Origin of the sequence: Halomarina salina, assembly GCF_023074835.1 — an archaeon.
GTDB classification, from domain to species: domain Archaea; phylum Halobacteriota; class Halobacteria; order Halobacteriales; family Haloarculaceae; genus Halomarina; species Halomarina salina.
Genome location: NZ_JALLGW010000001.1, coordinates 782,808 through 794,842, shown reverse-complemented (window position 1 = coordinate 794,842; position 12,035 = coordinate 782,808). Strand labels below are relative to the sequence as shown.

Genomic DNA, 12,035 nt, shown 5'->3' with positions numbered 1-12,035 from the left:
TATGAATCGGCGTGCCCTCCTTACCGCCCTTGGTACTGCGAGTGCAGTGAGTTTCGCTGGATGTAGTCGGATTCGTGGCGAGAGCATTCCAGCTGGTACCCTGCGATTCGAGAATCACCACGAGCTTCCACACATCATCAGCGTCGCTGTTAGTGCCGTGGGTGCTGAGCCTGTGACAACCGGAGAGGGATACGATGTTCGCGGAGACGTTACGATTCCGAAGACACAACGGAATCTTCGAGCATCCGCATCTGTCGCTCCCGGAGAGACCCAAACGTTTGAAGCCGTGTTCACCGAACCGGTGGTCTATCTCGTCGAGTTCACTATCGACGGGACCGCTCCGGAAAATGGGGGTCGAGTTCCGCTCTCACCCGTTCCCGACGACCGTGACTACTACAATTACGTCCAAGGTATCGTGGACGAAGCGGGTGACTTCTCGTGGGTGAGTACGACCACGAATGCTTCGGGGCCCTTCGATAGCTGAATAGAGAATACGACTGGGCGAGAAACCGAGTCACATCGAGGTCGTCAGTGATACACGCACGCTCTCAGCTCATCATTCCCGGCAATCGACGCAGTTCGATACACAGCAGCGACTAGCCATCAGATTGGTCGACAATAGTCGTCGCATCCAATACGACTGTGTCACCATCAACGGTAACCGAGAGATCACAGTAACGAAACGAGACCGACGGATTATCGGAGTGCTTGTGACCGTCACGAGGGTACATTGCATCAAGAGCATCCACATTGACGGCATCGTACAGCAACTCGGGCATCGCTAATGGATCACAATCGAGGGCATCAGCAGCCGCATAGACGATGGCTGCACTCATCGGATCTTCTGGACCAATATCGTATGTGTAGTGCTCAGCCGACCCGGTCTGACCTGGAGCAGCTTCATCCATACTATTCGCTCACGTGATTGCTCTGGATTCCAGTGAGTAATATATTTCGGGGAGAACTCTGACCGAAACAATTAGCGTGTTGTGATACGTCAGTTAGTATCAGTATGCGTGAGTACGAACCGGGGGGGATCTCCAAAAATGCTGCTTTCGAGGCCGTGACGACTGAGCGACGACGGGTGATCGTCGATATTCTCTCAGAAGACGACAGCGAATACGAACTCGAACTCCTCGCCAGTGAAGTCGCGACTCGAATGGTCGATACGTCGTCAATGGCTGACGAAACGGACTACGAGCAGATGGAGGTCGCACTGATGCATCGTGACCTTCCGAAGCTTGCCGACGAGGATATCGTTTCATTCGATACGACGGCCCAGACGGTCTCACGAGGCGCACACATCACCGACGTTGACCCATTGGTTTAAGAGGGTCAAGTAATCGAGATGAGAAACACTGGCGTGACAGTCTGATGTGAAAAGTCCCGGAGGGATACTGCACCGGTACTCCGGTTAGATTCACGCTCTCTGTCAATCAGTACCGGCAATCCATTCCAGTGGCTGATCTCTCTCGCTCACGCTCATACATTGAGCGCGTCGCAACGTCTAGTAGACGAAGACGGATCTGAGCGGGCAGCTCACTTTTCAGCCGGTAAGTCCGTTCTTCGATAGCTCAGACCACGTCACAATCGATGGTCTTGCTGAGTGCCACCCATCGTGAGCGGACGGTCAGCGCCGTCACGTCCGCCGCCTCGGCGAGCGCCTGTTGGGTCACTCCTTCGACGCGCTCTTCCGCGGCCAGGTAGAGCGCCCCCGCCGCGACGCCTGCGGGGTGTTTCCCGTTCGAGAGCCCTCGCTCGTGGGCCTGCTCGGCGATGAACGTCCCCAGCCGTTCGGTGCCCGCCGAGAGGCCGACCGTCGAGGCCACCGACGGGACGTAAGCCGCTGGGGGGACCGGTGCGGCCGGCAACGGCAACGTTTGGTTCAGCGTCTTGTACGCCGCGACGACCCTGGACCGTGCGACACGGGCCTGGTTTGCGACCTCCCCACGGGACCGCGGAAGGCCGTTACACCGACAGGTCGCGTACACACACGCCGCCGCCATCGCCTCGACCGAGCGACCGACCAACAGGTCCTCACCCTGCGCCCGTCGGAACAGGGCACATGCCTGCTCGACTACCGAATCGGTGAGGTCCATCGTCCCCGCGATCCGTCGAACCTCCCCCAGTCCGTGTGCGAGGTTGCGCTCGGCCGTCGAGGCTTGCTGGGCGCGGCCGTGTTCGCGTCTGAGCCGGGAGAGCTGCCGACGCTTCCGTCCTGAGAGCGTGTTACCCCGCCCGTCACGCTTCCTCCCGATCTCGGTCGAGAGCCCCCGGTCGTGACGGCGTTCGGTGAGTGGTGCGCCCGTCCGCACACGGTCACGAGTGCCATCGTCGTCGAACGTTCGCCACTCCGGCCCGTGATCGATCACCTGCTCGTCGATGATCAGCCCACAGTCCTCACAGACCGTCTCTCGACTGTTCGTTCGGACCACCCCGTCGCACTCCGGGCACGTCTCAGCGGTTGACCCACTCTGTTCGTCCTCGTCGAAGCCGGTATCGTAGATAGCTCGGTGTCGCATGGTCGATCTCGGGACACTCATCGACGCCCCGCACCCCTCGGGGGGGAAGAACAACCGACGGCGGTGCAGGAGAGGGTAGTCAGCGAGTCGATCGCCGACTTAAGAGACCAGCCGCGGCCCTGTCCGCGTCAGTGACGGCTCGGGCGGCACGTGCGGTGTCGAGAACCGGACGCCGTACCGCCAACGCAACGCGGTGTTTGCAGGCGTGCTCGTACCGTTCGTCGGCCGGGCAGGGACACGCGACAGGCAGGCCGTCACGAACCCGAACGCGGTACTCGTGGTCGCTCGGATTGGCGTAGCTCTCGTTGCGGACGAGAACGTCCCCGTCGGCGAGCAGTGAGAACGCGAACGCCTCGTACTGGGCGCGTTTCAGAATACGCGCGGTCGTCGAGAGTCGGTCGAGTGGGTGGGTCGTCATTGGAACGCCTCGCCCCTGCAGGCGCGGATAACCCGACTGCAGCGCGGCCCCCATGATTCCATTCGTTCCGAACGGCGAAGGAACTATTCTGTCCGAGTCAGATGGTATCGTATGCCACACGGACCAAGCGTCTCGGTTCCTGCCGTCGACGGCCTGCAGGAGATCCATCCTGTAGGACTGGTTGCGGCGGTGATTGGGGCACTGATACTCAGCTTCATCCTGTACCGACTCCACGACGAGGCGAGAGCGTGGTTGCTCTGGCGAGGTCCCGACCTCTTCGGACTGACCGCGCCGCCCGACCCGATCCGTTCCGGGTCCCCGGATCCGGTGACGGTCGAAGACCTGCAAGCCCGTCTCGAACGGGAACGCCACTGGCTGCGTCACACGCTTCGAACGGACGTGCAGCGCAGAGTCGTCACCCCCACACGCAGGCAGCTCGCCTTCTACGGTGGTCCGTTCGTCCTCGGGTTGACCATCGGCGAGTACGAGTGGCCGCTGTTGCTGGCCGGGATGCTCGCGTGGGCGTATTACCTCGCGGGTCGGATGCGCCGCCTACTCCGACCAATGGTACCGGTGGTCGCGCTCGGCGTCCTTCCCCTTTGTCTCTGGCTCGTCGGGCTGTGGTGGCTCGGTATCGGTGTGGCCATCGGTAGCAGTCTGGCGGTCGCAACACTCGGAACGGCTCGCGAGTGGTGGCAGCGCCGTCAGTATCCGTTGACCCCCGGCGAGGAGTGTGTCGTCGCCGTCGAGGAATCCGCGACACACACCGAAGATGGCTGTACAGCGCGTACACGGACGGCGGCGAGCGGCTCTACGTCCCGGCCGTTACCCCCGGAGAACGAACACGGGTTCGGGTTGCAGGGACGCAGTTCGGTGCGAGCGACAGGCCCAGCACCACGGCGTTCCCGGTCGACGCGGCGACCGGCACGAGCGGGTGAGCGCGACGGAGGCGGCGTGTCACCGCTCGGCATCGGGGCGACCGCGGCCACACCGACGCCTGGGCGGTACGGTCGTGGCTGCGCGCGCAGCGACCGTCGGGAGCGAGCACGGAGCGGAGGGTGGGGAGGCGGGGTGGCGTGGACCGGCCACCAATAAAAACCCAGAACCGACGCGCCTACCCGGTCCACCACCGCCCGCGCTCGGGCACGATCACCTGGCTGTCGTAGGTCAACGCGAGGCTACACCGCCCGTTGTACCAGTTCTTCGCCGCCCCTCGGATCCGGACGCGCTGGCCCTCGTCGATCCAGGGCTGGTCGCTTTTCTCCCAGACGGTCAGCTTGATCTGCCCGCTGTCGTCCGCCAACAGCCCGACCTGCTGGATAGCCCCGTGCGACGCTTCCCAGGTCTGGACCAACTCGCCCTCGACGCTCACCTCGAACGTGTCGAGACCGGGCACCTCCGCGATAGGCACGACGCACCCTGCCGCCGCCTTCTGCTCGGCAACCGTGTCGAGGACCGCACTGGTCACGTCCACACTGCCCCCCACCCGCTCGGCGATCCGCTTCGAAAGCGCCGCCCGCATCGCCCCGCCAACCCGCTCGGCGATTCGCCCCGCCTGCCGGTTCACCGTCCCCAGTACCTCGGGGGAGAGCGTCGCTCTGGGATCCGGCGTCGACGCACGTCCATTACACACTTTCGTCACGACTACTCGCGTCCGCCGCTCACGCCCTGACTGCCGACCCAGCGTTGCCTTCGCGCTGATCCGCTCCAACTCCGCCTCGCGACCTCTGATCCGTTCTTCCGTCGCCAGCGGCAGGTGAGAGTACTCGTTGGTGACCATCCCGTCCGGGTGGTTCGCGTCCACCTTCGCCTGAATCTCCTGTTGGACGCTCGCTCGGAGCTCGGGGGTCTCATCGACCACCTCGAAGCCGTCCTCGTCGACCGCTCGCTCGTCCGTCTGTTCGAAGCCCTGTTCGTCGACCGAAACTTCATTACCGAAAACGTTCCTAGTTGCCATTGGAGTCAAACTCCGAAGGCGCTCACTGAGCGTCCGACACCGCGATCTCTAACATCGCGGTTTTCCACCCTCGACAACCCGACCAGTCACGACTGCGCGCTCGCTCGCGCCTTCGCGAGCGCCACTGGGCGCGAGCGAGCGCGCCCCGAGGTGACCGGCACACGCAGAGCCCCGCGCGTGCGACCCGCCCGGAGCGAGCGGCCAGCGGAGTAAGCGGGTGTGGGTGAGCACCGACTGGAGCGCAACCCCGCCCGCTTACCCGCTGGCGTCGAGGCCACACGCCCGGAATGGCGAAGCGACGATAGGAGCGAGCCACACGCCCGGACTGGTCGGTCGCGAGCGACGCGAGGCGCGACCGACGGAAGCGCCTCGAACGCGAACGGCGAGCGATGCGTGGCCGACCGGCAGGAGGCCACGAGCAGAGAGCCGTGAGCGAGCGGAGGGCGGCAGCGCCGAGTGGGGCGGGCCACCGCGCATCACCGACTATCGACCGTCGACGGCCGACACCCCCGACGGGGTCGGACACACTGAGGCGTCCCCAGTCGACCACCCCGTCTTGTCGGCACTCACGTGCTCGGTACTGTCAGCCCACGCTGTACTGACGTATTTACCGATGTCTGCGAACGGCTCACACGGAGGCCACCCTATGGACGACCCCCGACAGCCCACAGTTCCAGACCCCACGCTCGTCGAGATTCTCACCGACGGCGTCGACGACCCGTTCGTCGAGGGGCGACAGACGGCCCGCGAATACCTTGAGGATCCGGACGTCCTCGCGTTCTCGGTGCAGGCGATCGGCGACGGGTCGCGGCTCGCCCAGGCACCCGAAGGAGCCAGCGAACCCCAGACCTACCACCAGACGGCACACCTCGCCGGCTACCACGACGACTTGGCGTACCCGCAGGTCGCCCAGCTCGCCCGCCAGCTCTACGCTCACCAGCTCGGGGTGTTCACGAATCATACGCTCCCCGGAACAGACCCGGAGACGGTCTGTCGCGAGTTCGTCGACGGCATCGTCGACTGGGTGCAGCAGGCGTATCCGCGATACGACCCGGAGGCCCAGCCGTATCCCGAACCCGTCGGCCTCGCTGATCGGATCGACCAGGCGACGACGCTGTTGGCCGACCCGCCGCTGACCCAGTACTGGGTGCAGGTGCTCGGCGAGAGCGAGGGGCAGATCGTCCAGGTCGACGGAAGCGCGGACAGCGAGTCGTCGGATGGTGTCAAGACGTTCCAGGACCACCCCATCAGGTACATCCACGGGACGCTGCCGACACTACAGGTCGACACGAAGCAGGCCCTCGTTAACGAACTGCTGACACAACGGCTGCTCGTCGGAGCTGGCACGGCCGGCGTCGCCATCGAGTCGTTCGCCGAGGAGTGTCTGGAGATCGCGATTGAGTGCGGTTACCAGTACGAGACGATCGACCCGCTCGCCTGAGCGGGGGCGATGGGGTTTAGCCTCGACCGGGGTGGTACTCGCGGAGCCGGGCGACCCAGCACGCCAGCCGTCGCTGCACGGCCGCATCGAGGTCCGCTCGGAGAACGGCCACCTCGCCGTAGAAGTCAGGCTGACTCACGGGCATCTCACGGAGTCGGGTGCCACAGTCCGCACAGCAGTACTCCAGGGCCGCCCGAACGGTCACGTCGGCGCTTGTCAGGTCGCCCTGCTCGTCGTACTGGCGCTGCTCGTAGACCAGTTGGCGGGCGACGAACCGCCGAGCGTCGCATCTCGGACAGCGGGTGTAGTCCTGCGGCGTCGCGCTGATCGGGGCGACCGCCTCGGACCCGCTCGACGCTATCTCGGGGGTCTCACCGGGCGCGCTGTCCACGTCGGCCACGGGGGGCTCCGGCTGCGATACGTCGGTCTCGTCGGTCGAAGGGGGCTGATGGTCGGCCATCGGATACAGGGGCACAGTGACGCGCCCGCACCCCTGTGCGGGCGGCCAGCAACTACTGAGCGGCTCCGGACTGTCTGCGAACGAGTCGTCAACTCATACCGTCACTGAATGCTGAGAGAGGCGAAAGGGATTTTTACCGACCGTCCAGAGATTGTATGTACAACGCTACCAGGTAACATACACACGACATATTAATGATTGACACTTTCGGGCACTGGTTCGGGAACGCCGATGATAACGACGTCGACCCACGGGCTCGGACGACGCTTCGCGACGGCTACGAGAGGCGACGATACCTTCGCATCCAACCCGCCGAGGGGACGCTCGATCCGGGGACGGTCGCGGCACAGTTTCGCCAGTTCCACAGTCTGAAACCCGCCGACACTAGGTCGCGGCTCCAGCACCTGTATCAGGCCCGACCGACGGCAACCATCGAGTGGCTCGTCTTCTCACACGGCCGCCCGAACCGGCTCGAGTACTACGTTGGCGTCGACCCGCCCGGCAACTCGAACGTCCTCGAACGGGTCTGTCGGGGACTGTTCCCCGACACCTACCAGTTCGAGCACGTCGAACTCCATCCGGCCGACTTCGCCAACGCCGGTCCGACACCAGACGACGACTTGCCCGACCCGTGGGTCGCGGGCGTCGAGTTCTGGGGGAGTGCGGCCGGCCGACGCGACTGGCGCACCTGCCTGCGGTCGTTCGGGGCGATCCGCGAGGGGACGGACGGCCATCGCATCGAGCGCCAGGCCCGTGCTGACGGGCGCGGCGCGAGCACTGCCAGCACGGGAACCGTCCAACGAAAGGGGACAGCGGCCGGGACCTCGGGCGCACGGGGGCGCGTGCCGCTGGCATCGGTCATCGAGACGATGGTCAACACTCCCGTTCCGATCGTCTACCAGGTACTCATGCGGCCGTATCCGAGTTTCTCACACGGGGCCGACAGCTACCAGCAGCGCATCTACGCCCGCTACGAGGACGACGACCGCGACACTCAGCCGACGAAAGCGGAGCTGACACCGAGCGACGCCCAGCGCGTTGAGGAACTCACCGCCAAGGACGCCCGTCGGTCGTTCGCCGTCAACGCTCGCGCCGTCGCGCTCACCGGGGCGGCGACCACCACCGCCATCAACGCCGCGGCCGACCTCGCCAGCACGCTCGACTACCTCAGCCACACGTCGTACTCGGTGTTCGGGCGGCTCCACCACGACGACGAACTGCGCGAACTCCACGAACCGCCGCGGGGCCAACAGGTACTCACCGACCTCGAAACGCGGACGTTCTACCCGCCGAACTACGAGCGGTTTCGAACGCGACTACCCTTCTCCTATCCACGCAGTCGGGGGGTCGTCGCTGACCCGAGCGAAGCCCCCAGCTTCTGCCTGCTCGACAGTACCGTCACCGCGGGCGGCGAGCGCGGCCTCGCCGCAACCGCCAGCGAGCGGGCACACCGGCCACGGCCACCGGAGGCACAGCTCGAAACCTACCGAACGACGGGCCTGACGCTCGGCCATCCCGTCACCGAGAACGGCCAAACCGAACCCAAGCCCATCGCGGTCCCGCCGACGCTCCAGCCGCTTCACGCTGCCTGGCTCGGCAAGACCGGCTCAGGGAAGTCGACCGCGCTCGTCCGCGCCATCCTCGACAACCATGCGGCCACCGACGGCGCGGACATCCTTATCGCGCCGAAGGGCGACGGACTCGCCGAACAGTACTGCCGCGCCCACTACGCTCGCTACGGCGACCTCAACGATGTCATCCACTTCGACTGCAGTGAGGTACTCCCCGCGTTCTCGTTTTTCGATATTCGTGCAGAACTCCAAGCGGGCGTCGGTCGGACGACCGCCGTCGAGGACGTCGCCGACCACTATCTCGACATCCTCATGGGGATCATGGGCCGTGAGCGCTTCGAGCAGGCCGTCCGCTCACCGGACGTCATCCGGTATCTCGTCAAGGCGCTGTTCGACCCCGTCCACGGCGACGACGCCTACACACACCGCGCACTCCACCAGGCCGCCCGCCGTATGCACGAGCGCCAGACCGCGCCCGCGGTCTCCGATAGCGACCTCGAACGGATGCTCGCAGGCGTCACCGCCAACCGCACACAGTCATTCGACGAGATCATGCAGGGGGTCGCCAACCGTATCGAGAAGATTCCCGCCGACGAGCGCCTCGGGCGGGTGTTCAACCACGTCAGCGACATCCCGAGCACCACCCACGACTCGAGCACACTACCCGACACGGCCGACGACGGCCCGCGCTTCGACCTCGCCGACCACCTCGACGAGGATACGGTCATCATCTTCGATACCGGCGGGCTGCGCTCGGAAGCCCAGCGCGTCCTCGCGCTGGTCGTCCTCTCGAACCTCTGGACGGCGCTCCGACGGCGCAAGCAGGCCGTCGCGGCGATCGGCACCAAACGAGCCGGCGACGACCTGACCGACACCGACGACGACCCAGACAGGGATACTGAGCTAGCGCCTGCCGACCCAGCTGACCCGCTGGTCAACCTCTACGTCGAGGAGGCGGCAAGCATCGCCATCTCGGATCTGTTGCAGACACTCCTTGCACAGGCTCGCGGATTCGACTGTGCGATCACGCTCGCGATGCAGTTCCCCGCGCAGCTCCGCGAGCGCTCCCCGAGCGCCTACGAGGAGGTTCTCAACAACGTCTCGACGCTCGTCACCGGCAACGTCCCTCACGACCGGCCGTTGGCCGAACGGCTGGCGACGGACGAGCTCAACGCCGACGCGGTCGGCGCTCGACTGCGGGCACTGACGCGCGGCGAGTGGCTCGCCGCATTGCCCGCTGGCTTCGGCGATACCGAACCCCGACCGTTCCGACTGGAATCGGGGGCGCTCCCCGACGGTCACCCGGACGGTGACGACCCGCTGGACGACACCGGACAGGTTCGGTTCGACGCCGCACGAACGCTGGCCACCGAGCGTACCCGAGAGGCGTACGGACTGACGCTCACCGACCCTGGAACTGTCGAGCCTGAAAGCGAGGTGGCCGAGCCCGACGCCGCGAGCCGCGTCGACAGCGCACTCCCCCATACCCAGCGCCTCCCACCGATGGTCACGTACGACGCCGCGAGTCATGCGCTCCAGTGTGCTGACTGCGACAACCGCTACGACCCCTCGATCGACGGGCTGCGTCGGGCGATCAGTTGCTGTTCGTCGCTCGCCGAGGCCGACCGCGCCGACATCCCGATCTGCGAAGTGAACCTCAAGCTCACGGCCGACGAACGGGCCGCGACCGAGTGGTCGGACACCCAGCTCCTCTTCCTCCAGGCCGTCTACAACGCCCAGCAACTCCGGTACGACCCGCTCGAATACGACCTCCTGTACGACTCGATGCTCCGCCTCGAAGAGTACGTCGGCATCGACAGCGAAGCGGTCCAGGACCTGCTCGACACCGACGTGCTGCGTCACGACACCGACCACCCACACCGCCTGTTCAGCGTCACCCCTGCAGGCCGGGAAGTGATCGGCGAGAGCTACCGACAGGGCGTCGACTACGGCCACGGCCAGGGTGATCTCGAAGAGTCCAGCCAACACGTCCTCGGTGTCGAGGTGGGCCGACGATGGCTCGAACAAGAGTTCGTTGACAATCCCGACTCACCGGCGACCGAGGTCGTCCCGTACTACGACCTCCCGGACTCCGAGCACCGACTCGACATCGCCGCACTCGACACTGACGGCGACGTGATTGTCCCTGTCGAGGTCGAACGCGTCAACAACGACCTTCGCAAGGCTACCCCCGCCGACTTCGACAAGATGGCCGCCTGCGACCCCGAAGCAGCGATTTGGATCGTTATGTCACAGCGCGATGGCCATGCCGTACTGGATGCGCTGTGCGACCCTGCCGATGGCGACCCGCGGGTCGAGGCGTCCTATGCGGAGACGACGCCACCCCAGCAGTTCACCATCGACACGGCTGGCCTGACCGCAATGTACCCCGTGAGGTGGCTTCGTGACCGTCTCGACTGACTGCCGATCGGTGGCCGGAGGCGAACCTCTGATGGCTCTACCGGTGGTCTGGGAGGCCGATAGAGCAGCGCGCTCATACTCGCTCCAGCGGTCGCAGGGCCGGGGAGAACACGGCTCGGCAGCCCTCCGTCCGTCCCTGGAGTCTCATCATCGGTGATTTCGACCGCAAGAACACCCGTGAGAACGCAATCAAGAGTGCAACCCACGCCACTGATACAGCGACCGACAGCCACCTGCAAGAGCGCCACCTAGCCAGCACTGGCGCTCTCCTGCTTGATTTCAACCAATGAGTGGTGAGCATGGCTCGGACCGGTATCAACATAAACGATGTCTGACCCCGAAACCGCATAACTGCAGCCGAATATGACGCATTGCAGGTCGCGAGGCGGTCGTCGGAGATGTCTATGACAGACGAAATACTGCATCAACAGCCCTCATCCATCAACACAACGCCATTCTTGAATCGCCACCGGGGCGATAGCGGTCAGTCATACTCACCTTCTTTACCCTTTCTTGCGGAGAGGTTGATTGATCGTGAACGCTCTCTCGTGAGCGGAGTGCGAGAAAAAGCGGTCATAACCGGCATAGGACCGTCGAAACCGATGATGAAAACCAGCGAGCGACTCGGCGATGATGACCGATCTTTGTGGTGGTAGCGATAAAGCGCTAGCCTGGTTGTCCACTCACCCGTGCGGTTCGAGAGATGGCACGCCCGACAGCAGGGAGTGGCTCGAATCGAGCAGGCATCTTCCTCGCTCTCGGCCGAGGGAAGCGAACGGAATGAGTCTGCCCGCGTGTGACAATCTGCTGTCGGCATTGACTGATCGGTCGCAGTGGGTTCGCTGGCGGACCGAGAAGTGCGATGGCGAGGCGACAAAGGTACCGATCGATTCGCAGATGGGGGATACACCTCGACGACCAACGGGACGACGTGGGTGACCTTCGACATAGCTCGTGAACATGCCGCCGAACGAGAGGTGGTCGACGGAATAGGGTTCGTGTCCACTGAAAACGATTCGTTCGTCGGAGTTGATCCCGACGACTCGGAATGTTGAGACAGACCAACCGAGCGGCCAAGCAAAAGACGATCATCAACCGGCTAGATTTGTATACAGAGATCCGTCCCACTGGAACGGGTTATCAAGTTCTCCTCGCCGCTGATCTGCCAGACCGCCGCAACTATTGAGCGAGATAGAGTTGTACGACCGGCCTGTGAATCAGATCCGCCCTGATATTGTCCGATTT

9 protein-coding genes are annotated in these 12,035 nt (G+C 64.5%); 4 read left to right on the top strand and 5 right to left on the bottom strand.

Annotated features, from left to right (window positions below):
• Positions 1-596: 596 nt before the first annotated feature.
• The gene (locus MX571_RS03975; RefSeq protein WP_247414287.1) at positions 597-908 is read right to left on the bottom strand and encodes a HalOD1 output domain-containing protein; all 312 of its coding nucleotides are present in this window, start codon (positions 906-908) and stop codon (positions 597-599) included.
• A 104-nt stretch (positions 909-1,012) separates the two neighbouring features.
• Here MX571_RS03975 and MX571_RS03970 point away from each other — a divergent pair, with 104 nt between their 5' ends.
• Positions 1,013-1,330 carry a DUF7344 domain-containing protein gene (locus MX571_RS03970; RefSeq protein WP_247414286.1) on the top strand — a complete coding sequence of 106 codons (318 nt, stop codon included), beginning with the start codon at positions 1,013-1,015 and terminating at the stop codon, positions 1,328-1,330.
• 244 nt (positions 1,331-1,574) lie between these two features.
• Here the strand turns inward: MX571_RS03970 and MX571_RS03965 are convergent, their stop codons facing one another.
• Positions 1,575-2,522 carry a transcription initiation factor IIB gene (locus MX571_RS03965; RefSeq protein WP_247414285.1) on the bottom strand — a complete coding sequence of 316 codons (948 nt, stop codon included), beginning with the start codon at positions 2,520-2,522 and terminating at the stop codon, positions 1,575-1,577.
• Between the two features lie 79 nt (positions 2,523-2,601).
• Positions 2,602-2,940: a metal-binding protein gene (locus MX571_RS03960; protein WP_247414284.1), complete on the bottom strand. Its 339-nt coding sequence runs from the start codon at positions 2,938-2,940 to the stop codon at positions 2,602-2,604.
• Between the two features lie 111 nt (positions 2,941-3,051).
• Between MX571_RS03960 and MX571_RS03955 the strand changes: the two genes are divergently transcribed.
• Positions 3,052-4,035 (top strand): hypothetical protein, encoded by a 984-nt coding sequence (locus MX571_RS03955; protein WP_247414283.1) that lies wholly within the window; start codon positions 3,052-3,054, stop codon positions 4,033-4,035.
• 19 nt (positions 4,036-4,054) lie between these two features.
• On the opposite strand, the gene MX571_RS03950 is transcribed toward MX571_RS03955, so the two are convergent.
• Positions 4,055-4,897: a DNA-binding protein gene (locus MX571_RS03950; protein ID WP_247414282.1), complete on the bottom strand. Its 843-nt coding sequence runs from the start codon at positions 4,895-4,897 to the stop codon at positions 4,055-4,057.
• Between the two features lie 646 nt (positions 4,898-5,543).
• On the opposite strand from MX571_RS03950, the gene MX571_RS03945 reads away from it, so the two are divergent.
• Positions 5,544-6,338, top strand: coding sequence for a hypothetical protein (locus MX571_RS03945; RefSeq protein WP_247414281.1), 795 nt, complete (start codon positions 5,544-5,546; stop codon positions 6,336-6,338).
• A gap of 16 nt (positions 6,339-6,354) precedes the next feature.
• Here the strand turns inward: MX571_RS03945 and MX571_RS03940 are convergent, their stop codons facing one another.
• Positions 6,355-6,738 (bottom strand): hypothetical protein, encoded by a 384-nt coding sequence (locus MX571_RS03940; protein WP_247414280.1) that lies wholly within the window; start codon positions 6,736-6,738, stop codon positions 6,355-6,357.
• A 254-nt stretch (positions 6,739-6,992) separates the two neighbouring features.
• On the opposite strand from MX571_RS03940, the gene MX571_RS03935 reads away from it, so the two are divergent.
• Positions 6,993-10,790, top strand: coding sequence for a type IV secretory system conjugative DNA transfer family protein (locus MX571_RS03935; protein ID WP_247414279.1), 3,798 nt, complete (start codon positions 6,993-6,995; stop codon positions 10,788-10,790).
• Positions 10,791-12,035: the final 1,245 nt, after the last annotated feature.